Source organism: Marinobacter sp. V34, assembly GCF_055524115.1.
Genome location: NZ_JBUPZY010000001.1, coordinates 627189 through 651547, shown reverse-complemented (window position 1 = coordinate 651547; position 24359 = coordinate 627189). Strand labels below are relative to the sequence as shown.

The 24359-nt window shown below is 56.7% G+C and carries 18 protein-coding genes and 1 riboswitch; of the genes, 5 read left to right on the top strand and 13 right to left on the bottom strand.

Annotated elements, in window-relative coordinates; genetic code table 11:
- Nucleotides 1-19 precede the first annotated feature (19 nt).
- The 9 genes from AC0B60_RS03055 to AC0B60_RS03015 all read right to left on the bottom strand — a co-directional run bounded on the left by AC0B60_RS03055 (nt 20) and on the right by AC0B60_RS03015 (nt 9954).
- Nucleotides 20-1831 (bottom strand): TonB-dependent receptor plug domain-containing protein, encoded by a 1812-nt coding sequence (locus AC0B60_RS03055; RefSeq protein ID WP_465083886.1) that lies wholly within the window; start codon nt 1829-1831, stop codon nt 20-22.
- 145 nt (nt 1832-1976) lie between these two features.
- Nucleotides 1977-2198: riboswitch (cobalamin riboswitch) on the bottom strand.
- Between the two features lie 36 nt (nt 2199-2234).
- The gene (gene cobD, locus AC0B60_RS03050) at nt 2235-3254 is read right to left on the bottom strand and encodes a threonine-phosphate decarboxylase CobD (RefSeq protein ID WP_465083884.1); all 1020 of its coding nucleotides are present in this window, start codon (nt 3252-3254) and stop codon (nt 2235-2237) included.
- Between the two features lie 28 nt (nt 3255-3282).
- Nucleotides 3283-3840: a cob(I)yrinic acid a,c-diamide adenosyltransferase gene (locus tag AC0B60_RS03045; protein WP_465083882.1), complete on the bottom strand. Its 558-nt coding sequence runs from the start codon at nt 3838-3840 to the stop codon at nt 3283-3285.
- Between the two features lie 42 nt (nt 3841-3882).
- The gene (locus tag AC0B60_RS03040; RefSeq protein WP_465083880.1) at nt 3883-5580 is read right to left on the bottom strand and encodes a methylmalonyl-CoA mutase family protein; all 1698 of its coding nucleotides are present in this window, start codon (nt 5578-5580) and stop codon (nt 3883-3885) included.
- Nucleotides 5567-6547: a methylmalonyl Co-A mutase-associated GTPase MeaB gene (meaB, locus tag AC0B60_RS03035; protein WP_465083878.1), complete on the bottom strand. Its 981-nt coding sequence runs from the start codon at nt 6545-6547 to the stop codon at nt 5567-5569. Before meaB ends, AC0B60_RS03040 begins: the two co-directional genes overlap by 14 nt.
- The gene (locus tag AC0B60_RS03030; RefSeq protein ID WP_465083876.1) at nt 6548-7969 is read right to left on the bottom strand and encodes a phenylacetate--CoA ligase family protein; all 1422 of its coding nucleotides are present in this window, start codon (nt 7967-7969) and stop codon (nt 6548-6550) included.
- 59 nt (nt 7970-8028) lie between these two features.
- Entirely contained in the window at nt 8029-8454 is a 426-nt protein-coding gene (locus AC0B60_RS03025; protein WP_465083874.1) for a cobalamin B12-binding domain-containing protein, read from the bottom strand.
- Between the two features lie 15 nt (nt 8455-8469).
- Nucleotides 8470-9162: a GntR family transcriptional regulator gene (locus tag AC0B60_RS03020; protein ID WP_465083873.1), complete on the bottom strand. Its 693-nt coding sequence runs from the start codon at nt 9160-9162 to the stop codon at nt 8470-8472.
- A gap of 204 nt (nt 9163-9366) precedes the next feature.
- Nucleotides 9367-9954, bottom strand: a complete 588-nt coding sequence (locus tag AC0B60_RS03015) for an NUDIX hydrolase (protein WP_465083871.1) — start codon at nt 9952-9954, stop codon at nt 9367-9369.
- A gap of 102 nt (nt 9955-10056) precedes the next feature.
- Between AC0B60_RS03015 and AC0B60_RS03010 the strand changes: the two genes are divergently transcribed.
- Nucleotides 10057-10605 carry an NUDIX hydrolase gene (locus AC0B60_RS03010; protein ID WP_465083870.1) on the top strand — a complete coding sequence of 183 codons (549 nt, stop codon included), beginning with the start codon at nt 10057-10059 and terminating at the stop codon, nt 10603-10605.
- A 20-nt stretch (nt 10606-10625) separates the two neighbouring features.
- On the opposite strand, the gene AC0B60_RS03005 is transcribed toward AC0B60_RS03010, so the two are convergent.
- Together AC0B60_RS03005 and purL are read right to left on the bottom strand one after the other, a co-directional pair.
- Nucleotides 10626-10937 (bottom strand): NGG1p interacting factor NIF3, encoded by a 312-nt coding sequence (locus AC0B60_RS03005; RefSeq protein WP_465083869.1) that lies wholly within the window; start codon nt 10935-10937, stop codon nt 10626-10628.
- A 466-nt stretch (nt 10938-11403) separates the two neighbouring features.
- Nucleotides 11404-15309 (bottom strand): phosphoribosylformylglycinamidine synthase, encoded by a 3906-nt coding sequence (gene purL, locus AC0B60_RS03000; protein WP_465083868.1) that lies wholly within the window; start codon nt 15307-15309, stop codon nt 11404-11406.
- 395 nt (nt 15310-15704) lie between these two features.
- On the opposite strand from purL, the gene mltF reads away from it, so the two are divergent.
- On the top strand, nt 15705-17237 hold the full coding sequence (gene mltF / locus AC0B60_RS02995) for a membrane-bound lytic murein transglycosylase MltF (RefSeq protein ID WP_465083867.1): 1533 nt from the start codon (nt 15705-15707) through the stop codon (nt 17235-17237).
- Here mltF and AC0B60_RS02990 read toward each other — a convergent pair.
- Nucleotides 17232-17699: a regulatory protein RecX gene (locus tag AC0B60_RS02990; RefSeq protein ID WP_465083865.1), complete on the bottom strand. Its 468-nt coding sequence runs from the start codon at nt 17697-17699 to the stop codon at nt 17232-17234. The genes mltF and AC0B60_RS02990 overlap by 6 nt on opposite strands.
- A gap of 185 nt (nt 17700-17884) precedes the next feature.
- Between AC0B60_RS02990 and AC0B60_RS02985 the strand changes: the two genes are divergently transcribed.
- Nucleotides 17885-20350: a DUF349 domain-containing protein gene (locus AC0B60_RS02985; protein WP_465083864.1), complete on the top strand. Its 2466-nt coding sequence runs from the start codon at nt 17885-17887 to the stop codon at nt 20348-20350.
- Between the two features lie 39 nt (nt 20351-20389).
- Here AC0B60_RS02985 and AC0B60_RS02980 read toward each other — a convergent pair whose 3' ends face one another.
- Nucleotides 20390-20653, bottom strand: coding sequence for a late competence development ComFB family protein (locus AC0B60_RS02980; RefSeq protein WP_465083863.1), 264 nt, complete (start codon nt 20651-20653; stop codon nt 20390-20392).
- Between the two features lie 189 nt (nt 20654-20842).
- Between AC0B60_RS02980 and AC0B60_RS02975 the strand changes: the two genes are divergently transcribed.
- Both AC0B60_RS02975 and AC0B60_RS02970 read left to right on the top strand, forming a co-directional pair.
- Nucleotides 20843-22051, top strand: a complete 1209-nt coding sequence (locus tag AC0B60_RS02975) for an acetyl-CoA C-acetyltransferase (RefSeq protein ID WP_465083862.1) — start codon at nt 20843-20845, stop codon at nt 22049-22051.
- A gap of 32 nt (nt 22052-22083) precedes the next feature.
- Nucleotides 22084-24234 (top strand): 3-hydroxyacyl-CoA dehydrogenase NAD-binding domain-containing protein, encoded by a 2151-nt coding sequence (locus AC0B60_RS02970; RefSeq protein WP_465083860.1) that lies wholly within the window; start codon nt 22084-22086, stop codon nt 24232-24234.
- The last annotated feature ends 125 nt before the right edge of the window (nt 24235-24359 follow it).

Below are 24359 nucleotides of genomic sequence, written 5' to 3'. Positions count from 1 at the left end.
CTTACCTCTCCTTGGTTGATCAAATGTCGTAGCGAATCGTCAACATGGCGGTGCGGCCAGCGGCTATATAGGCACTTCCGTCGAAGCGCTGCGCCGTGGCGTATTCTCTGTCGAGCACGTTGTCAACTGTCAGATTTGTGGTCCAATGGCTGTCAATTTCCCACTTTGCCCGCAGGTCCCAAGTGACAAAGCCGGCGATGCGCTCTTCATTTTCGGCATCGTCGTAACGATACCCTTGGCCCTTTACGGTCGTTCCCAACGACACTCGGCCGAAGTCCCGATCCAGATCCACCCGGAACTGTTTTCCGCTACGGCGACGAATTCGATTATCGGTCTCACGGTCGCGGGGGTCAGTTACCGATGCAGCCGCCTGCACTGTCCATTCGTCCAATTCCAGGCCAGCACTCAGTTCAACCCCTCGGATGCGTGCTTCATTAACATTAAACGGTGCGAACCGGCCGTCTCTGAAGACAAATACAATCAGGTCATCAGCATCTGTCTGATAGATCGCGGCATCCCAGAACCAACGCGTGTAATTCCCACCAATACCGAACTCCACACTACCTGCGGTTTCTGGTTTCAGGTCCGCATTACCAAAGTTGGGAAAGTAAAGGTCGTTGAACGTAGGTGCACGGAAAGACGTGCTGTAGCTCACCCTGAACCTATGGTTGCGATCCATATCGATGCCCATGGCAATCGCACCGGTTTCTTCACGCCCAAAAGCCTCGTTGTCGTCGGCGCGCAAACTCAGTTGAAAGTCCGTCGGACCAAAATTCAGCAAAGCCTGACCAAAAACAGCGGCGTTGGTGCGGCTGGTTTCGTCAAAGTCGGTGGTGCTTTCTACTTCATCCACCAACAGCTCACCACCCAGAATGTACTCATGGCGGCCAGCACTGATCTGGTTCTCCAGGCGAGCACTGCGAGTCTTTGTATCAAATACACTGTCACCAAAGTCATCGCGTGTTTCCTGTTCGTCGATGGACTCAGCCAGCAGAATACGCGTACGCCAGTAGTCGCTAAGAGGAGCTTCCAGGCGGACACCCAGGGTCTGGATAGCGAAGTCGGTATCCCCACCCTCGAACTCGGTATTGCCTTGGGCGCGCATGACTACAACCCCGGCTTCTCCACCGGAGTCAAATTGGTGAGCAACGGACGCCAGGGCGGACGTATTACGAAAGCCCTTGTCTTCCCCCCCTTCAACGATGGCCGTGCCGTCAGTTTCCAGATGGCTAGCGCTGAGACTGTATTTCATCCGGCCTTCAGTACCGGCTGTTCCAGCCACATACTCCTGGGTGTTAAAGTTGCCACCGCCGGCCTGGACCCATCCTTCATGGCCCTTTTCCGCGCTGTGGGTGAAGGCCTGAATAACACCGCCCACGGCATCGGCACCGTACAGGTTGCTGCGGGAACCCCGAACAATTTCTACCCTTTCCACCATTTGCGGCGGAAAATACTGCCAGGCCGCACTGCCACTGGTGGCAGAGCGCAAACGAATGCCATCCACCAAAAAAACGGTGGATTCGCTACCAGTGCCCCGGGTATACACTGTGGTATTTTTACCGAAAGAGCCGCTACTGGTGATATCGATGCCGGGTTGTCCCATCAGTAGCTCGTCGAACGTTTGAGGCTGCAAACGTTCGATAGCCTCTTCATCAATCACCGTGACCGATGAGTCACTTTCGCCCCGTGTCTTCGGGCCAAGCGTGGCCGTAACAACAATGGGATCGAGTGCCGAGACCATCATTTCTTCGTCGGCAAGTACATTGGAAACTGGCAGGAACGCAAGGGGAAAGCCGGATAACAGAACCGGCAAAGACTTCGGACAACTCATAATCAACACTCGCTGGCAAACCACGCGCACCCGCGTGATGGTTATTGTGTTGCGGAGTTTGAGTATGAGATTGGGGAGGCAGGATACGAGTCAGGGTACGGGTGTGAGACCGACGCAACTCTCCCACCGCCGTCGCCCTCCGCAACTTCCGGTGTGTATTCAGGCCGGTCTCCGGGCTTGCGAGTGGATCAGCCGATGGGCCGGTCCGAGGCAATCACCTTCCCATGCATGACGCACAGTGGCTTTTTTCGATTGCCTTTAGCTCGCTTACCGTTGCGGGGGCAGCGTCGGACTTTAACCGACTTCCCGTTTTAAGCTCTCCGGCGGCATTACGCCAAAAAGCTTTACCTGAACACGGTGTTCATCGAATCGGGCGCCAAACTAGCAGCCCTTATGTGCTAAATCAATACAGATTACTTAAATACAGTGCCTGGTCTAACCGCGTCCATTCCGGTTCAGAGCCGGGCAATCCAAACCGCAATGCTGCGGGATTCCCGAACTCGCGAACGAGGATTCCCCGCCTCGCGAGTTCAGCTGCAATGTTCGCAGCCCGGCCATGCCGAACGTATTTAAAAAGCGCTGTTCCAGTAACTCCTTCAAAGCCATGCCTCGACAGGCAGTCCGACAACCGTTGGCTTTCACTGTGCAACCGCTCAATCGTCGATGCCTGCCACTGGGTGTCCGCCAGCGCCCGACCCATGACAAATCGCGCGGGGCCACTGACCGACCAGGGCCCGATCATTGCCTCCAATCGGCCAATAATATTCGGGTCTCCCACCACAGCTCCGGCCCGCAGGCCCGCCAGGCCGAAAAACTTACCCAGTGATCTCATGACGACAAGGCCGGGGCTGTCGGTCGCATGCCCAACACTGAGCTCCGGGGTGGCATCGACAAATGCCTCGTCCACAATCAACCATCCACCGCGACGTTGCAGCCGATCATGCCAGCTTAACAACCGGCTCGGATCGACAGCGTGACCGGTGGGGTTGCTTGGATTGATCCAGACCAAAACATCCAGCTCATCCAGCCAGCCTTCGTCATCATCCTCTTGCTGGTCGTCGCCAATCTCGATCACCTGATGGCCAGCAACAGCCCAGCTGTGACTATGCTCCCGGTAACCCGGAAAGGGCACACCAACCCGGCACGGCGATCGTAAACGGGGCAAGTGCATGATGGCCGCCTGGCTGCCGGCCAGGGCCATACAAGCGGCGGCATCCGGTGCACCTGACCATTGCCTGATGCGCTGCTCCAGGCCATCGTCAGGCTCCGGAAGGCGACACCAGACCTCTTCCGGGATCGCCGGAACAGGCCAACCACGCGGATTGATACCGGTGGACAGGTCCAGCCATTGATCCAGGGGGATGCCCGCTTTATTCGCGGCGGCGCGTAACCGGCCACCATGCTCCGGCGGTGACAAACTCACGTTTCAGTACCCTGCTCGTGGGCGACCATTATTCACCCGGCACCCAAAGTACGTCGTCTTTTCCCTGATTATTCGCATGTCTGGCAAGAACGAACAGCAAATCAGACAGCCGGTTCATGTATTCCAGCACCAGTGAGCTGATGTTCTGTTCTTCCTGCAGTTGAACAATAATTCGCTCGGCCCGACGCGTCACGGTACGGGCATGATGTAGGTGCGTTGCGGCCGCATTGCCCGCGGGCAGGATAAAGGAGCGAAGCGACGGAATGTCCGCGTTAAACCGATCGATTTCCTCCTCAAGTTCAACCGTTTTACCCTCGGCAAGCCTGAGTGGCGGATATTTCGGGCTCTCCACGATCGGGGTGCACAGATCCGCCCCGACATCGAACAGATCGTTCTGAATGCGCGCCAGTATAGCGTCCAGCTCTTCATCCACATGCAGTCGCGCAAGACCAATCACCGCGTTGGCTTCATCCACCGTGCCGTAGGCTTCCACACGCAGGTCATACTTCGCGACGCGGCTGCCGTCGCCAAGGCCGGTATCGCCCTTGTCTCCGGTTTTCGTATAGATCTTGGTGAGCCTGACCATTCATGCCTCCCGTGAACCAGTTCTGTCAGCATTCGAAGCCGGTCAGATTACAGGTTTTTCGCGATAGGTTCCCCACATCCCTTTGAGAGTTTCAACAATGTCGCCCATCGAAGCACCCTCTTTCACCAACTCGATGGTGATGGGCATGAGGTTGGCCGACTCATCTTCAGCCTGCTCTTTCAGTTGCCTGAGCATACCTTGGACCTTTTCCTCGTCGCGATTGTCTTTGACCCGGTTCAGGCGCTCAATCTGCCGGCGCTCGGTTTCGGGATCGTGGGGATGGGTTTCGATTTCAACATCCTCTTCGTCCTGCACGAACATGTTGACGCCGATCACCGACCGCTCACCGCTGGCCTTGCGCAGCGCAAAATCGTAGGCGGAATCGGAGATACCCCTCTGGAAGTAACCGTCGTCGATGCACTGCAATGTGCCGCCGAGCTCCTCCACCTCATCGAGAATCTTCCAGACTTCCCGTTCGATCTCATCGGTAAGATTCTCGACGTAGTAGGAGCCGCCCAACGGGTCCACCACCTGGGTGATGTTGGTCTCGTAGGCGATGATCTGCTGGGTTCGCAGGGCGATACGCATTGCTTCTTCCGTTGGAATGGCGAACGCCTCGTCCATACCGTTGGTGTGTAGCGACTGTGCGCCCCCCAGCACGGCGGACAGCGCCTGAAGTGCCGTACGGATCGGGTTGATGGTGTACTGCGGCTTGGTCAGGGTTGCTGCAGCGGTCTGGGCATGAAAACGAAGCCTGCTGGCCTCGGGTTTCGTGGCACCAAACTTTTCCCGCATGATCTTTGCGTACACCCGTCGGGCTGCGCGGAACTTCGCAATTTCTTCGAAGAAATCCGCCTGGCTGACAAAGAAGAAGGACAGCCGCGGCCCGAACTCATTCACGTCCACGCCCGCGTCGATGGCGGTGCTGACGTACTCCATGGTGGTTGCCATGGTATACGCCACTTCCTGGACCGCTGTCGAACCGGCCTCAGAAATGTGATAGCCGGAGATGTTGATGGGGTTGTACCGTTTCATGTTTTCGGAGCCGTACTGAATACAGTCCCGCACCAGACGAACCGACGGCCGCACCGGGAATATCCATTCCTTCTGGGCGATGTATTCCTTGAGAATGTCGTTCTGGATGGTGCCCGACAGGTCATTGAGATCGTACCCCCGCTTCTGCGCCAGGGCGATGTACATGGCGTAGAGAATCCAGGCCGACGGATTGATGGTCATGGATACGGAGATCTTGGTCAGATCGATATCGTCGAACAGCTCCTCCATATCAGCGAGGGTATCAATGGCAACGCCTTCACGGCCCACCTCACCCTGGCTCATGGCGTGGCTGGAGTCGTAGCCCATCAGGGTTGGCATATCAAAGTCGATCGACAGACCTGTCTGGCCCTGGGCGATCAGGTACTTGAAGCGACCGTTGGTCTCCCTTGCTGTACCAAAGCCGGCAATCTGGCGCATGGTCCAGTTCCTGCCCCGGTACATGGTGGGGTATGGCCCCCGGGTAAAGGGATACTGCCCGGGAAAGCCGATGTCCTCAAAGGAGGTGTTTTTGACATCCAGTGGTGTGTAGGTGCGTTTCGTCGGCATTCCGGACGCTGTGACGTACTCCGGCTTGCTCTCCGGCGCCCGCTTGATAAAAGACGACACCTCGTTTTGCTCCCACTGGTCAAACTCTTTCTCGATGTGCTTGAGTGCAGCTGGGTCATACTGGTCAGTGTGCTTCATGAATGGTCTCCTTCATGGCTTTTAGCAAGGTTACGGCGGCTCCGTGGGGGTCCAGCTCCCGCCGGGTAACCTTCTTGAGCAGCTCTTCGGTTTGCGACCTGCTGTCACGTGCAAAGTTGTCCCGCACAATCTCTTCAGCAACTTTCACCACCCGGGTTAAGGCAATCTGGTGACGCCGCTGGGTGATCTCGCCACTTTTTTCCAGGTGTTCCGCGTGGCGATCAATGGCGGCCATCAACTCGTCAAAGCCGCTATGCTTTTCGGAACTGGTCGGCACCACTGGCACCCGCCAGATTCCCTCTCCAGGCTCCAGGCTCATCATCAGCATGGCCTTGAGTTCCTGAATGGTTTTATTGGAGTCCGGCCGGTCTGCCTTACTCACCACATGGACATCGGCAATTTCCAGAACGCCAGCCTTGATGGCCTGAATGTCGTCACCCAGCCCGGGGGCGTTGACGACCACGGTGGTGTGGGCGGCACGAACGATATCGACCTCGTCCTGCCCCACCCCGACCGTCTCGATCAGGACCACGTCAAAGCCGCCAGCATCCAGAAGATCAACCGCATCCAGCGCTGGCCTTGCAAGCCCTCCCAGGGTGCCTCGGGTTGCCATGCTGCGAATAAAAACGCCAGGGTCGGAAACCAGGTCACCCATGCGGATGCGGTCGCCGAGAATCGCACCGCCGGAGTAGGGGCTGGAGGGATCAATCGCCACGACGCCAACCTTGCGGCCACTGGCCCGGTACTCACGGACCAGTTGCGTCACAAGGGTAGACTTCCCGGCTCCAGGCACGCCGGTAATGCCCACCACGTGAGCGTTACCGGTGCTCTTGTAAACCTCGGCCAGGGCTTCGCGCACCTCGGCATCACCACCGCTTTCAACGCGGGTAATAAGCCTGGCGATGGCACGAAGATGTCCTTTCCCCACACGTTCGGCGAGCTCCATCGAGGGTATGCGGTTAATCATTTAGCCTCCTCGCTTCTGGTTGAGGCTCTGATAAAGGTCCCGGTCGTCAACAACACGCTGGGCTTTGAAGTCCGTACGCGGAAAGGTATCGGGATCAACCATTACAACCCGTGCCCGTACACCCAGCACCCGGCTCAGTTCAGCCTCTGCTTTCTCACCGAGAGATCTGATCGAATCCGGGCCCCTGCCTGCGACCTCCTGATCAAACTCCGCTTTGACAGCCAACTCATCCATTGAGCCGCCTCGTGAAATGATGATTCGGTGCTCACCGCCGTAACCGGAAAGACCTTCCAGAACTTCCGCAATAGCGCTGGGGTAAACGTTTTCACCGCGGATCTGGAACATGTCATCAATCCGGCCGTAGATGCCTTTTGGCAGCCTGGGATAGGTGCGACCGCATGGATTGTCTTCCATCACCCAATGGGTCAGATCGCCGGACACCATCCGGATCATCGGCTGAGACGTTCTCTCCAGGTGGGTGTAGATAGGGGTCCCCTGCTCGCCATATGGCACGCGGCGGTGGGTGTTGGGGTCTGCCACTTCGGTGTAGACAATGTCCTGCCAAAGCAGCATGCCCTCGGTGTCTGCGCTGCCAGAGGCATGCATCCAGGGCGTCAGTTCCGCCATTGTTCCGCAGTCAACCACTTTGGCACCGTAGATCTGCTGAATCTTGTCGCGGATGGATGGAATTGAGCCGCCCGGTTCACCGGAGAAGAACAGCACTTTGATACCGAATTCTCTCGGGTCTACCCCTTCCTCGCGGGCCACTTCCGCTAGCCTTAACGCGTAAGACGGTGTTGAATACAGCCCGGCCGGTTTCATCATTCCGAGCCAGGTTACCGCTCGCGCGGTCATACCGGGTGCGCCGGCGCCGAAGGGGAAGGCTTTGCAACCCAGTCTTTCAGCCCCTATCAACGCCCCCCACGACCCCATATAAAGGCTCAGGATCGCCGCCACAAACACGGTGTCTCCGGGGCGCAACCCCATACCCCACATAATCCGGGCATGATTGTTGGCAATGGTTTCCCAATCACACCTGGAAATGCCGAAAGCGGTGGGTCGGCCAGTTGTACCGGAAGTGCCGTGAATATGATGGATGTCGCTTTCGGGGCAGCAAAGGTAATCGCCGAAAGGCGGGTTTTTCGCCTGGGAATCGCGCAGTTCCTGCTTGGTGACGACAGGCACTTCCTCGAAGTCTGCGAGGGTACGGATGTCATTGGCCTTTATGCCGGCCTCATCCCATTTGCGCTGGTAAAATGGCGAGTGGTCGTAGGCATAGGCCATCACCTCGCGGATGCGCGCAACAATCAACTCATCGCGTTTTTCCGGGTCCATCGTCTCCCGGTCCCGGAACCAGTAGGGACTGTTCGCGTCCGGAAAATAGTCGTTGCGATAACTGGGGGGAAAATTCCACTCTTCCATCGGAGACTCCTGATATTGTTATTGGTTGTCGTCTGAGGAAATCTGCAGGCACACTCTGATTATCGGGCACCTCGATCTGCGACCATTTGCCGGAACGAATCGATGATTTCCTGTGGAGGAGTGTCCTGAAGAAGAATCTTGTGGACGCCCATCTGGTAGAGTTCTTTGACATCGTCGTCGGGGATGACACCGCCACCGGCAACGATCATGTCTTCGGCTTCCCTCTCTTTCAGAAGCTCCAGAACCTTGGGAAAAATGTGCATGTGCGCACCGGACAACAGGCTGATGCCCAGGATATCCACGTCTTCCTGAATGGCCGCGTCCACAACTTCCTCTGGTGTGCGATGCAGCCCGGTATAGACCACGTCCATACCAGCATCACGCAGCGCACGCGCGACGACCTTAATGCCCCGATCGTGTCCATCCAGACCGATTTTTGCCAACATTACCCGAATCACAGCTGCGTTTTTGTCATTGTTTTGCATCGCATTCTCCTTGGATTAAATTATCGTGCCACCGCTTCTTTTCAGGGGGTCGCGGCAGACTTGAATTTCTTTCTGAAGCCATTTTGATGCGGTTTCCACATGCTGCCTGGCAAGCGTTTCAGCCGTCCGTGCGTCACCGGCCAATACCGCATTCAGTATTGCCTCGTGCTCTTCCCAAATCTGTTTCTGGTTTTTTTCAACAATGAGAATGTCACTCATGACGCGCCTTACGTGGTTCCAGTGCGCTTCCATTGAATCAAGAATGAAGGTGTTTCCCGCCAACTCGTAGATGAAGCCGTGAAAGCGCATATCAGCATCGATCAGTGCGGGGAGATCATGTGCCTTCCCTGCTGCAAAACCTTCGGCAATAATGTCTTCTCCTCGTTTCCGCGCCCCGGCATCCACACGCTGGGCGGCAAGCCCGGCACTGATCAGGTCGATCCCGCACCGGAATTCGTATAACTGCGCCACAAAACTCTCATCAAGCACCGACACCATCAGGCCACGACGCCCTACAGCAGACAAAAACCCGTCATCACGCAGACGCTGCATGGCCTGGCTTACCGGCAACCGTGAGACATCCAGTCTTTCGGCCAGCGTCTCCTGCGTGACTCTCTCGCCCGGCTTAAGCAAGCCTTCGACAATGGCATTGACCACGGAGTCGTAAATCAGCTCCGGCAGGTTCTTCTCGGTTTGAATTTTTTTCATTGATAACACCCCACGACGCAACTTCTTTTTGTCGTTTGCATACAGTATTCACTATGTAATACCTGATCGATTTATAAACATATTAGACCTTTGTCTAACACGCGAGCATTCACAGAGGCATAGAACGTCAGCGGGCCCAAGAATGGGCCCGCTGACCAACACGAAAAGAAAGAGGAACTCGAGAGGAGGGATCGGGGAAGCTGGTCAGCGTTTCAGCGGGGGTTCCAGCAAATCAATATCGGCGTCGTAAACCGCATTGAGGAAATCCACCAGAACGACCGCAGACAGGCCCCATATCTGATAGCGTTCCCAACGATAACAGGGCACATAAAAGGTATTGTTGAGGAAGTTGAGCGGGTCTGTGCGCTCTCGATTGTCGTCCAGGAAAAACTCAACGGGCACCCGGAAAATACTATCGATTTCCGCCGGATTGGCGTGCAAGGGGTGATCGCCGGGTATCACCCCAACGTAAGGCGTTACGAGAATCTGGTGCAGAGACATTACCTGGCTGAGTGGCGCGATCAGTTGTACCTGGTCTGGTGGCAACCCGATTTCCTCGTGCGTCTCGCGCAGAGCGGTGTCAGCCAGAGAATGGTCTTCCGGGTCCCGCCGGCCGCCTGGGAAAGACACCTGCCCCCGGTGCGTACTCAGATTCTCTGATCTCAAGGTAAAAACGATTTCAGGGTTATCATGGTCATTGGTGACTGGGACCAGTACAGCTGCTTCGGGGTAATCCAATGTCAACAAACGGGGTACATAGCCTGACAGGCGTTTGGTGAGAAGATCGCGCAAAACACGGCTCCGTTAAGACTTCTGACTGTTGAATGAGACACCGGCAGTGCGGATAGTTACACTTGCTACCAACACACATTTGTCCAGTATATGGTGAAACAGATGAAATACTGCAGCACATGCGGCCACCCTGTCGAACAGCGCATCCCCCAAGGCGACAATCGCCACCGCTACGTGTGCATCAGTTGTGAAACCATACATTACCAGAATCCCCGCATCGTCGCCGGTACGGTTCCCGTCTGGAAAGGAAGGGTTCTGCTATGCCGCCGCGCTATCGAACCCCGCTATGGCTACTGGACGCTGCCTGCAGGCTTCATGGAAAACTCGGAGACCACCCTCGAAGCGGCCACCAGGGAAACCCGGGAAGAGGCACTTGCGGAAGTGACGGTGGACAACCTCTACACCATCATTCATGTGCCACACATTGATCAGGTGCACATGTTCTATCGCGCCACCCTCATCAGCGAAGACTTCGGGGCCGGCGAAGAGTCGCTGGAAACCCAGCTGTTTGCGCTGGAAGACATTCCCTGGGATGAACTGTCGTTCCCCACTGTCCGTCGCACTCTGGAACTCTATGTGGAAGATGTACGAAATGAGCACTTCCCTGTGCATGTGGACGACATCCGGTATCGGATGGGCCCTCGCACCTAAGCCTCTGAGTCTCGCTGCCGCTACAGTGCTTCCATACGAAACACCTCGTAGGCAGGCTCTTCGTATGGATGCGCCAGTTTCAGCGTTCGAAGCGCCACTTGAATAAGGTCGTCCCTGCACACCAGCTCAACGCGGAATTCATCCACCCGCTCAATTTCCCCGGTCTGGCCCAGAAAAGGCTCGCTGCCATCAAGGGGACGAAACTGCCCCTGACCTTTACATTGCCAGGCACAGCAATCGTAATCTCCAATACGCCCGGCACCCACTTCAAAAAGGGCGCTCTTGGTCGCTTCAAGATGACTCTCAGGAACGAAGTAACACATCTTGTACATTCGTCAGATCCTCCCTTGAACACCGTTGTGTCAGAACAGAATCAGGCCATTCTGACACCCTTCCAACGGATAATTTTTGTACAGATTAAGCATTTACCTACTTACCCACAGAATCTGTGGATAACTCTGGGGAAAGTTTTTGGGAACATGCCCCCATCCCCCGGAATTACTGCACTTTCGTTAAATTGGCGACAAATTCACCTACTAAATTAATCCTTTATATTTCAATAATTTATGGTTGTCGAACAAAAAATGAACCTAAACCCAATGCTTTGTACACATTACACACAGCATGGCACCAGGAATGTGCATAAACCGTTTGAGTCAAGGGAATTTTCGCACTTATAAACAAAAATTTCCCTTGAAAACCGCTGAAAAATTGAGGTCACACAAATAAAAAAACCGGCCCTGGAAAAGTCACCTTAATGGTGCTGCCGGGACCGGTCTCTTTAGTTCAGACGATGGTTTAGCTGAACCAACGCCTAGCGTTGCGGAACATTCGGATCCATGGCGCATCTTCTCCCCAATCGGCGGGATGCCACGAAAGCTGAGACGTTCTGAATACCCGCTCGGGATGAGGCATCAAGATGGTTACCCGGCCATCCCTTGTGGTAACACCGGTTATGCCCGCCTCGGAACCGTTGGGGTTCCATGGGTAACGTGTAGTGACATCACCACGATTATCCACGTAGCGCAACGCAACCAGCTCACTATCACTCAGTTGGCCTGCAGACGTTCCGGCCGGAAACTCAACCCTGCCCTCGCCATGGGCAACCGCTATCGGCATTCTGGAGCCGGCCATGCCATCCATGAAAGCCGACGGAGAAGCGGGCACCTCAGCCATCACCAACCGGGCTTCGAACTGCTCCGACTGGTTACGTACGAAACGTGGCCAGCCTTCGCTGCCGGGAATCAATTCGTGCAGGTTGGACAACATCTGGCAACCGTTACAAACGCCAAGCGCCAAAGTGTCCTGACGGTTGAAGAATGCAGCAAACTGATCACGAACCCGATCATTGAACAGGATGGACTTGGCCCAGCCCTCACCCGCCCCCAGTACGTCCCCGTACGAGAAGCCACCGCAGGCTACCAGGCTGTTAAACCCTTCCAGGGAAACACGGCCAGAGAGCAGATCGCTCATGTGAACATCCACGGACTCGAAGCCGGCACGGTCAAAGGCGGCCGCCATTTCAACCTGCCCATTAACACCCTGCTCCCGCAACACAGCCACTCGAGGCATGGCCCCTTTGTTGATGTATGGCGCGGAAATATCGTCGTTGATGTCGAACGTCAGTTCCGTGTGCAGCCCCGGATCGCTGCTGTCCAGCAGGTTGTCGAACTCCTCCTGAGCGCAATCGGCGTTGTCACGGAGCGACTGCACGCGGTAGCTGGTTTCCGCCCAAAGACGCTGTAGGTCCGCCCGCGGTCGGGATATAACCGCCTGCCCTTCAAAGGTATAGCGAATGTGGTCGTCCTGGGTGGTGGTACCAATCACCGAGGTATGGTCGCCAAGACCCGCTGCCGAAAACTGCTGCAGCACAAATCCGGTATCCTCCCGACGAACCTGGATAACCGCGCCAAGCTCCTCGTTAAAGAGCTCACGAGCGAACTGGGACGTATCTTCCGCAAGACCATCCAGTTTGATGTCGATACCGGTGTGCCCGGCAAAACTCATCTCAGCCAGGGTTACGAACAGGCCACCATCCGAACGGTCATGGTACGCCAGCAGCTTGTCGTCGCCATTCAGGCCCTGGATAACCGCGAAAAACGCCTTGATGTCCTCCGGGTCGTCCAGATCCGGTGCTACCGCACCAACCTGCCGATAGACCTGCGCCAGTGCGGAACCACCCAGACGATTCTGTCCCGCCGCAAGATCGACCAGGATCAGATCGGTATCCCCGGCATCTGTCGCCAACTGAGGGGTCAATGTCCTGGACACGTCCGTCACCGGTGCAAAACCGCTGATGATGAGCGACAAAGGTGCGGTAACACTCTTTTGCTCGCCGCTATCCTCTTCCCAGACCATTTTCATGGACATGGAATCTTTGCCCACCGGAATGGTGATATCCAGTGCAGGACAAAGCTCCATACCAACCGCACGAACGGTTTCGTAAAGGTTCTCATCCTCACCCGGGTGCCCCGCCGCGGCCATCCAGTTGGCGGACAGTCGAATATCCGACAGTTTGGCAACAGGGGCGGCCGCCAGGTTGGTAATCACTTCGCCCACCGCCATGCGGCCGGATGCCGGTGCATCGATGACCGCAACCGGCGTGCGCTCACCCATAGCCATGGCTTCGCCAGTTTTCACATCAAAAGACGACGAGGTAACGGCCACATCACTGACGGGCACCTGCCAGGGGCCCACCATCTGATCCCGCGCAACAAGTCCGGTGATGGTCCGGTCACCAATGGTGATCAGAAAACTCTTTGAGCCCACTGACGGCAGTCTCAAAACACGGCTTACCGCATCGTTGAGATCAATCTTTGTGGAATCAAAAATGGGCTTTGTGAATGAGGAACGCGAAACACTGCGGTGCATGCGAGGTGGCTTGCCGAACAGAACGTCCATCGGCAGTTCAACCGGACGGTCGTCAAAATACGAGTCCCCAAGCTCAAGATGGTGAGCTTCGGTTGCTTCGCCAATCACCGCATAGGGGCACCGCTCACGGCGGCACAGGGCATCAAACTGCTCAAGGTTCTCCGGCGCCACCGCCATCACGTAACGTTCCTGGGATTCGTTACACCAGATTTCCAGGGGCGACATACCCGGCTCGTCGCTGGGAATGTCACGCAACTCGAAACGGCCACCACGACCACCGTCCTTGACCAGTTCCGGCATCGCATTGGATAGGCCGCCAGCCCCCACGTCATGAATAAAGCATATGGGATTGTCGTCACCCATTTGCCAGCAACGATCAATCACTTCCTGGCAGCGGCGTTCCATTTCCGGGTTATCCCGCTGGACCGACGCAAAGTCCAGATTCTCGTTGCTGGAACCGGAATCCATGGACGATGCAGCGCCGCCACCCAGACCAATCAACATGGACGGGCCGCCAAGGACGATCAGCTTGGCACCCACAGGAATATTGCCTTTCTCCACGTGGTTTGCCCGGATATTACCCAGGCCACCGGCGATCATGATGGGCTTGTGATAACCGCGCACCTCTTCGCCACCGGCACCGGGCACCACCTCCTCGAAGGTTCGGAAATACCCTGCGAGATTAGGACGCCCGAACTCATTATTGAAGGCAGCACCGCCAATGGGACCTTCAATCATGATATCCAGGGGCGAGGCAATCCGTTCCGGCTTACCGTAACCGAGTTCCCAGGGCTGCGGGTCATTCGGGAGGTTAAGGTTGGAAACCGTGAACCCGCTGAGGCCCGCCTTTGGCTTGGAGCCACGCCCGGTTGCCCCTTCATCACGGATCTCACCGCCAGAACCGGTTGCAGCACCGGCCGCTGGCGCTATCGCGGTCGGATGGTTGTGGGTTTCCACTTTCATCAGGATATGGATATCTTCCTCATGATAGCGATAGACACCGGTTTCCGGCTCCGGGAAGAAACGCCCACCACGGCTGCCGGCAATGACCGACGCGTTGTCCTTATAAGCGGAAAGTACGCCCTCGCTGTTCATCTCAAAGGTATTGCGAATCATCGCAAACAGGGATTTCTCCTGCCCTTCGCCGTCTATATCCCAGGAAGCGTTGAAAATCTTATGGCGGCAATGCTCCGAGTTGGCCTGCGCGAACATCATCAGTTCAACGTCGGTGGGATCACGCTCCAGGTCCGAAAAGGACTTTACCAGGTAATCGATCTCATCTTCCGCCAGCGCCAGGCCCAGCGAACGATTGGCGTCCACCAGTGCCTGCCGCCCACCAGAGAGCACCGGAACTCGGTTCAGGGTGCGCGGCTCCTCGGTATGGAACAACAGCTCCGCACCGCCCATCTCGTGGAAGACTTTCTGGGTCATGCGGTCGTGCAGCAATGCCGCAATCTTCTCTCGTTGCTCAAGGCCCAGCTTGCGGTTGGCTTTCACGTAATAGGCAATACCCCGCTCAATCCGCCGGATCTGCCGCAAGCCACAGTTGCGGGCAATGTCCGTCGCCTTGCTCGACCAGGGCGAAAGAGTTCCCGGGCGCGGAACCACCAGGAAAAGTACGCCATCAGGCTCTTCGGCGGGAACGCTGGGACCGTATGTCAGAAGGCGATCAAGAACCGCCTGATCGGACTCGGAAAGCGGAAACTCAAGATCCGTGAAGTGCATGAACTCGGCATACACATGTTCCACCGCAGGCACGATGTCCTGGATGCGGGTATGCAGCTTGCGGGAACGAAAGGGCGAGAGCGCGGGAGCGCCGCGAAGTTCAAGCATGATCAAAACCTGTACGCGCGAGACTGGGAGCCGGGATAGCGTCCTGTATTCTGTGTCGCCTGGGCGCACGAACAGGAAAGGGCCGGCCATCTGAAAGGCCGCAATGATACTTGAAACGGGCACCGGGATACAGCGTCAAAAGGTTATAAACCGACCGCTATAATTTACATTGTTTTGCACATTAACTGAGCAGATTCATTGACCACCCCGGTATGACCGGGGATCATTACAGATGAGCCAGGGAGGCTCCGTATTGAGTGAACATCGGTTAAACTCCCCAAAGCTGTGCTGGCATGCCACTTGCTGTTTTTTTGATAACGCAAGAAGTGCTAGCGAGGTAGCAGGGAGTGATCGGACATCAGCGGATACACCGTAACACTCAGCGTCCTGCATCAATGGAGTTCAGGAATTTGCCTAAAAACCGTCGTCAGCTTCACACGGCCATCGCGAAATACACCTGCCTACTGTCAATAATCCTGACAGTTGCAGGATGCTCAAGGCCAAGCACCCTCCAGGAGATTCGTTCCGAGGGCGTGCTTCACGTTATTACCCGGAATGCCCCTTCGGTTTATTTTGAAGGCCGTGACGGCCCCACCGGCTATGACTACGAACTGGCGCGCCTGTTCGCAGAGGATCTGGGGGTTGAGCTCAAGGTTCGCGTCGCGAAGGACAACACCAGCGTACTGTCGATACTCGACCAGGACTACGCCCACATCGGTCTGGCAGGGCTGTCCTCACGCCCCGATTTTCAGCAGCGTTACCAAAAGGTTGCCAACGGCATCGAGGCCGAATCCGTGGTGGTCTATAACCGCGAAGTCGAGCGCCCGGAATCCCTGGAAGATCTTGAGGGACAGACTATTCATCTGGTGGCGGACAGCAACCACGAACACAAACTGGAACAGTTCAGTGCCAACAACAGCGGCCTGCAGTGGACCATGCACGCGGGCCTGGATGCGGCTGGCATACTCTCACGGGTGGAGTCCGGCGAATTCCCGCTGGCCATCGTATCCTCCAACGAGCTCGATCTGAACCATGTGTTCTTCCCGATGGTCAAGAGCGCGTTTAGCCTCGGCGAACCTAAGCCATTACTGTGGCTCTTTCCCAATGAGCAGGACCAAAGCCTGGCGAATGCCGCCGAACAGTTTATTCACGAGCTGCGGAAAGACGGCACTCTGGCTCATATTTCCGAGCGATTCTATGGCCATCTCGACCGCCTGGACTATGTTGGCGCGCGCACCTTTGTTCATCACGTAGAAAACCGCCTGCCCAAATACGAAAGCCTGTTTCGCGATTACGCCACCACCTACGAGCTGGACTGGAGACTGCTGGCCGCCATGGGCTATCAGGAATCCCACTGGCGTCCCAACGCGGTCTCTCCTACCGGCGTTCGTGGCCTGATGATGTTAACGCGAAATACCGCCAGCCATATCGGCATCAATAACCGCCTCGATGCAGAAGAAAGCATTCAGGGTGGCGCAAAATATTTCACCATCGTGCATAGCCGGGTCCCTGATCGCATTCCGGAACCCGACCGAACCTGGTTTGCCCTCGCTTCCTATAACGTTGGCTGGGGGCATGTGGAAGATGCCCGTCGGCTGACCGAGGGCGCCGGCAGAAACCCTGACCGCTGGATGGACGTCAAGGAATTCCTGCCACTGCTGGCCCAGAAGGAATGGTATTCCAAGACTCGGTTTGGCTACGCCAGGGGGCATGAACCGGTGATTTACGTTCAGAACATACGCCGCTACTACGATTTCCTGGCCTGGCTCACCGAGCCCACGAAGGTAGCGGAAACTGAGGAAAAACCCTGGTTTAAAGAGCTGGAGGGTATGGAAAAGATCGTCGGCCCCGTCATTGGCAAGGAAAGCAACAGCGACATCAGGGCGTCGTTGCCAGAAGAGTTCGGTTTCGTTCCACCAACGCTATAGCCTTTGCGCTAGCGCGTTTTCCACTTGTTCCGCGGAGAACCCCCGACGGGAAAGAAAGCGGGCCTGACGCGCTTTTTCGTCCCAGTCATCGCGGATATCGCTGAGCCCGAATCGTTTTTCCCGAAGCGACGTCGCCCGGTCGGACCAATCCGCATCATTCATCTCCCGGACGCAGGACGGTGTCTCCTGGATGCCCCTTTGCTGGAGTTCAGCCTGGATTCTCAGCGGCCCATAGCCAAGCTCGACCCGCTGGCGAGCGTAGACCTCCGCGAATCGCTCATCACTCAACCAACCTTCGGTTTCATAGTCGTCCAGAACCTGCTCAATCACATCCGCTTCGATCTTCCTCTGCTTAAGCTTCAGAGAGAGTTCCAAACGGCTGTGTTCCCGTCGGGCCAGCAGACGCAGCGCGGCGGAACGAGCCTTATGGTCCTGATCTTCCGGATTTGATGCTTTTCCCATTCAGACTCTTCCCGCAAATGCCGACAAAACGCTAGACTAGCCCCCACCTGATACAGCTGACCGCTCAATTCCGCGGATTGATCAGCTGACGTACCCGGCACCCGGAGTTCCGGACAACGCCGATGGCTGGTGCCTGCTTACTTTGCCGGCACCGGGAACTGGTTTCAATATCAAAGGATAACCCCATGGCCGCATTCATCCAGAAACTGTTTGGAAATCGCAAGGCAACCGCGACCGCCGTTACCGCTCGCAAGGAAGCCATAAAAGAAGAGGCCGACAGGACAAGCAGGCAGGATGACCAGCGCGAGTTGCAGGCAAAAGCACTAAAAGCCAACCCGACCGAAGGCGAACTCGAGGAATTGGCCATTGGGGGCCTGACAGCCGGTATACGCAGCGAAGCCGCCGAAGCACTGAATGAGAAACCCACCTTGCAGCGCGTCCAGAAGCTTGCCAAAGGCAAGGACAAAGGGGTCTATCAAATCGTTCGTCAGAAACTGCAACGAATTCGCGATGACGAAGATCGACAACGGAAACTGGTCGAAACCATTCAAACCATCGTGCGCCACGCAGTTGAACAGGCCCGTAGCGACGACACGAAACTGTTTGAGGCGCGGCTGGACGCGCTCCTGCAGAAATGGACCGACGTGGAAGCCCAGGCCTCACAGGACCAAACCACGGAGTTCCTGCAGGCCGTTCATCAATGCCGTGAACGGCTGCGCGAGATGCAGGCCGAAAAGGATCAACTCAAACATCAGCAAGAGCAGAAGAGCCAACGAGCGGAAACACTGTCGCTGCTGGAAGACACCCTTGACGAACTGAAACGCCAGGATCCGGACCTGGAGCCATCCCTGGCCTCCCTGGATGCCTTGCAGAAAACCCAGGAGAACCGTTGGCTGGAAGCCACCCGGGACACCCAGGTGGAAAAACAGGAACAGAAAACCTACGAGAACCTGATGCAGTCGCTGCGGGGTTATATATCCGCAGTCAAACGCCTAAGTCAGCACCGCGACGAGATCGCGGCATTGCAGGCTACCAACAACAATGACACCGACGATAACGATCTGGCCGAGCAAGCCAGTACAATGCTGGAAGCAGTCGACTGGCCCCGCGATTTCAGGCGCCCCACCGTGCTGGACGCTCTGAATCGCATCGCAGGCAAACCCCGCCCCGCAAAAACCGAAAAGCCAGACTCCGAAGAGCAGAAAGCGATGGCTGATTCGCTCCGGCAGCTGTTGGATAAGCTGGAGGAAGCTCTCGAAGCCAAGCAGTTGAAGGAGTCCCGCCAACACTTCAAGGCCGCGCAACAACTCGCAAAAGGCCTCGATCATCGCCATGGCAAGTCACTCCAACCGCGGATGCACCTGCTCGGCGGCCAGCTTCGAGAACTGACAGACTGGCAGGGCTTTGCAACGCGCCCGAAACAGGAGTCGCTGTGCGAGCAGATGGAATACCTCGCCAACCAGCCCATGGAACCGGAGGCCAAGGCCGAGCGCATCAAGGAACTACAGAACGAGTGGCGTGAGCTGGGCGGTTCCTCTGATCGTGACCTTTGGTCACGTTTCAAGCAGGCCTCTGACCTGGCCTATGAACCCTGCAAAGCCTATTTTTCCGCCAAGTCCGGGCTGAAACAGGCAAACCTGGAAACCCGCAAGACAATTTGCGATCAGTTGGGCACATTCCTCGACAACGCCGACTGGAACAACATTGATTGGAAAGCGGCCGAGCGCATACACCAGACCGCACGCGAAGAGTGGAAAGCAGCCTGGCCCGTGGAGTTTCGCGACAATCGTCCGATTCAGAAACGGTTCGACGACCTACTGAAACAGCTTGAGGCGCCGTTGGATACCGAGCGCAAGAAGAACGAAGCCCTCAAACAAGGCATTGTTGAGCGAGCGGAAGCCCTGATTGAACACGAGCCCCTGGGCGATGCCATGAACCAGGCGAAAGCCCTGCAAACAGATTGGACGAGCATTGGCATTACCCGACACCGCGAAGACAGGAAGTTGTGGCAGGCGTTCCGCAAAGCCTGCGACCAGATTTTCGCACGGCGGGATGCTCGTAGGAACGAACAGGAGCAGCTTTCCCGCGAGGCGGACGAAAAAGCGGGGCCGGTACTCGATGCCAGCCAATCGGCGGGTACCGACAGCAGCCTTGATAAGCTCAAAGCGACACTGTCTGAACTGGACTCACTCAGGAACGAGCCTTTGTCTGCGGACAGCAGAGAGCGGGTCAGTCAGGAACGCAGCCGCCTATCAGGACTGGTTTCAACCCGTCAGTTACAGGAACAGATAGATACCTGGAAAAACTGGATCAATGCCCGGAGTTCGAGCACCCTGGACAGCGATGCACTGCCACAGCACTGGGCCGGCCTGGCTGCCGATGTAGGTCAGCCAGACCCTGTAGAACTGATTATACGGGCGGAGATACTGGCGGAAGTGCCGTCACCGGCGGAAGACCAGGGCCGACGCATGGAAATCCAGGTACAACGGCTTGCCGAAGGGATGGGCAGCGCCTCCTCGGACAACGACAAATCAAGGCAGCTGGAAATGCTGGTCGCCAACTGGTGCCTGGTTCAGCCGGTGGACGTTGTTAAAGAGCCTCTGGCTGAGCGACTTGGCAAGGCACTGGAGGCTGTACTGCGCGAGAGCTAATCGTCCCGCTGATGGCTCTTCATTCCCGCTGATGGCTTTTCATTCCCGCTGATGGCTCTTCACAAACTCCCTGGCCTCCCGAACGGTGGTCAGGGCCTGTTTCTTCATGGTTTCGAGTTCGCCGTCGGCGAGGTAGAACATCATATCGATACTGTGCCGATAGTACTTTGCCGGCAGTCGATTCAGGGCGACACACATCACGTCAGTCAGGTAATCCTGGCTGTCTCCATCCTTCTTCGTTTCATCAATGGCTTCCGCAACCAGCGGCTCGTAAAAGTTATCGATGGCATCTCTCAGGGACATCGCCTTGCTCCTGCTTGTGATGGGTATCTGTCTACACCATAGAACCCTCGCCTGGAATTGTCATGACCGGATTGAGCAGTTTCGCCAATTCGATTGGCAGTGCTCGTCATTACGCTTACCCACCACGACCCGCTATGGTTACCCTTTTGCGATGCTACTACCGAGTCAATGACAAACAGAGGACAGAACATGACCACCGAAGCCTATATCTTCGATGCGGTTCGCACGCCACGGGGGCGCGGCAAGAAGGACGGCTCCCTGCACAGCGTCAAACCCATCACGCTGCTGACCACCGTTCTCAAGGCGCTGCAGGAGAGAAACAGCCTGGACACCGCCCAGGTGGACGACATTGTTATGGGCTGCGTGACCGCTGTTGGCGACCAGGGGGCGGATATTGCCAAAACCGCCGCCCTGGCGGCGGACTGGGACGAGGTCGTAGCCGGTGTCACCCTGAACCGTTTCTGTGCATCCGGCCTTGAGGCCGTCAACCTGGCGGCGATGAAAGTCCGCTCAGGCTGGGAGGATCTGGTGGTTGCCGGTGGCGTTGAAGGCATGTCCCGCGTCCCTATGGGTTCCGATGGCGGCGCCTGGGCCACAGACCCAGCCACTAACCTGCATACAGGCTTCATGCCCCAGGGCATCGGCGCAGACCTGATTGCGACACTTGAAGGCTTTAGCCGAGAGGACGTAGACGGGTTTGCCGTAAAATCACAACAAAAGGCCGCCAACGCCTGGGAGAAGGGCTATTTCGCAAAATCCATCATCCCGGTTACCGACCAGAACGGCGTGATGATTCTGGATCGCGACGAGCACGTTCGCGGCAACGCCTCGGTGGAATCTCTGTCTGGCCTGAAACCGTCATTCCAGATGATGGGAGAAATGGGCTTCGACGGCGTTGCCCGGGAAAAGTACCACTACGTTGAGAAGATCAACCACGTCCACCATGCCGGCAACTCCTCCGGTATCGTGGATGGTGCTACGGCGCTCCTTATTGGCAGCGAAGCCAAGGGCAAGGCCATGGGGCTCAAACCCCGCGCCCGCATCCTGGCCACGGCCGTCACCAGCACCGACCCCACCATCATGCTGACCGGCCCTGCCCCGGCCGCTCGCAAGGCGCTGGAAAAAGCCGGCTTGTCGGCGGACCAGATTGACCTGTTTGAAGTGAACGAAGCGTTTGCATCCGTGGTGATGCGCTTCCAGAAAGAGCTGTCGGTTCCCGACGAAAAAGTGAACGTCAACGGCGGCGCCATTGCCATGGGCCACCCACTAGGGGCGACCGGCGCCATGATCCTGGGCACCCTGCTCGACGAACTGGAGCGGAGAGAACTGCGCTACGGCCTGGCTACCCTGTGTGTGGGTGGCGGCATGGGTATAGCCACCATCATCGAGCGCGTCTGAGCCGACCACTGATTCTGAGAGGAGAACCGAACATGAGTGCCATTCACTACAACCTGGGTTCAGACCAAATCCTGACCCTGACCATCGACATGCCCGGCCAGTCCGCAAATACCATGAATGCCGATTTCCGCGCTGCACTGACCGAAACCGTTAGCAGGGTTAACAGCGATCTCGATAATATCCGGGGCATTATTGTGACCTCCGCCAAAAAGACCTTCTTTGCTGGCGGTGACCTTAAAGAACTGCACAAGGTGACCCGGGAGGACGCCGGCGCCTTTGAAGACATGGTCAACGGCATGAAAGCCGAAATGCGCTTCCTCGAAGCCAGCGGCAAACCCGTCGTGGCAGCCATCAATGGCTCTGCCCTCGGTGGTGGCCTGGAAATCTGCCTGTCGTGCCATCATCGGATCGTTCTGGACAATGATAAGATCCAGCTTGGTCTCCCGGAAGTCACCCTTGGACTGTTGCCCGGTGGAGGCGGCACTCAACGCCTGCCCCGTATGATCGGCCTGGAAGCGGCCTTCCCTTTCCTGATGGAAGGCAAAAAGGTAAACCCGAAGGCGGCGCTCAAAGCCGGCATTGTTGATGAACTGGCCTCTTCCCCAGACGACATGATGACCAAGGCACGGGCCTTTATCGACGCCAACCCGAAGAGCCAGCAGCCATGGGACCAGAAAGGCTTCAAATTTCCTGGCGGTGCCCCTCACCACCCCGCGATGGCCCAGAAACTGGCCATTGCCCCGGCGATGCTGAAACAGAAAACCAAAGGCTGCTATCCGGCCCCGGAGCGCATCCTGTCAGCCGCCGTAGAAGGCGCCCAGGTGGACTTCGACAACGGCAGCCTAATTGAAACCCGTTATTTTGCAGAACTGGTTATTGGTCAGGTCGCCAAAAACATGACAGGCACCTTCTGGTTCCAGCTAAACGCCGTCAACGCGGGTGAAAGCCGCCCTGCCGGCGTGGAGAAAGAAACCTTTAGCAAAGTGGGTGTTCTGGGTGCCGGAATGATGGGCGCCGGCATCGCCTATTCCACCGCAACCCGGGGTCTGGACGTGGTCCTTAAGGATGTGTCCACGGAAAACGCCGAAAAAGGCAAGGCCTATTCCGAGAAACTGCTGGCAAAAAAAGTCAGCCGCGGGCGCATGACGGAAGCACAGAAAGCTGAGGTACTGAACCGCATAACGGCCACCGGTTCCGCAGACGACCTTAAAGGCTGTGATCTGGTCATCGAAGCGGTTTTTGAAGACAGCAACCTGAAAGCAAAGGTAACCCAGGAAGCAGAAGCAAAACTCGTCGAGAACGGTCTCTTTGCCTCCAACACCTCCACCATTCCCATTACCCAGCTCGCCAAAGCCTCGGCTCGGCCCGATAAATTCATCGGGCTGCACTTCTTCTCACCCGTAGACAAAATGCAACTGGTGGAAATCATCGTGGGTGAGAAAACGACCGATGACACCCTCGCCCGCGCCTTTGATTACGTTCAACAGATCGGCAAAATCCCCATTGTGGTCAACGATAGTCGCGGATTCTTCACCTCCCGCGTGTTTGGCACCTTCGTCAATGAAGGTATCGCCATGCTGGGTGAAGGTATCCATCCGGCCAGCATCGAAAACGCAGGCGTATTGGCCGGCATGCCGGTCGGCCCGCTGGCGATTTCTGATGAAGTCAGCATGACCCTTATGCAACATATCCGCGACCAGAGCAAAAAAGACACGGAAGCGGCCGGTCAAACCTGGAACGCGCACCCGGCGGAAGCCGTCATCGACCAGATGGTCGGCAGCCACGACCGCAAGGGCAAGGCCGCCGGTGCCGGCTTCTACGAGTATCCAGAATCAGGGAAGAAGCATCTTTGGCCAGAATTGGACACACTGTTTGTGGACCAGGAAAAAGCCCGAAGCACTGACCTCCAGGAGCTCAAAGACCGCATCCTGTTCATCCAGGCCATCGAAACCGTACGCTGCCTGGAAGAAGGCGTGCTCCGGACCGTTGAAGACGCCAACATCGGCAGCATTTTCGGTATTGGCTTTGCCCCCTGGACTGGCGGTGCCATCCAGTTCATTAACCAATACGGTGTGAGAGCCTTCGCAGAACGGGCAAAAAACCTGGCGGAGCGCTTCGGCGAACGATTCAACCCACCACGCCTGCTGTTGGACAAAGCCGAAACCAATACGCTTTTCGAGTAACCAACGCCCATCCTTACCGGAGCTGCCTTTGCGCACTCCGGTAAGGCGCCCACACGGGCCCGCATTCCGCACAAACGTTCACAAACCTGACGACTTCATGGACAGATTGTCACGTGCCGAAACTT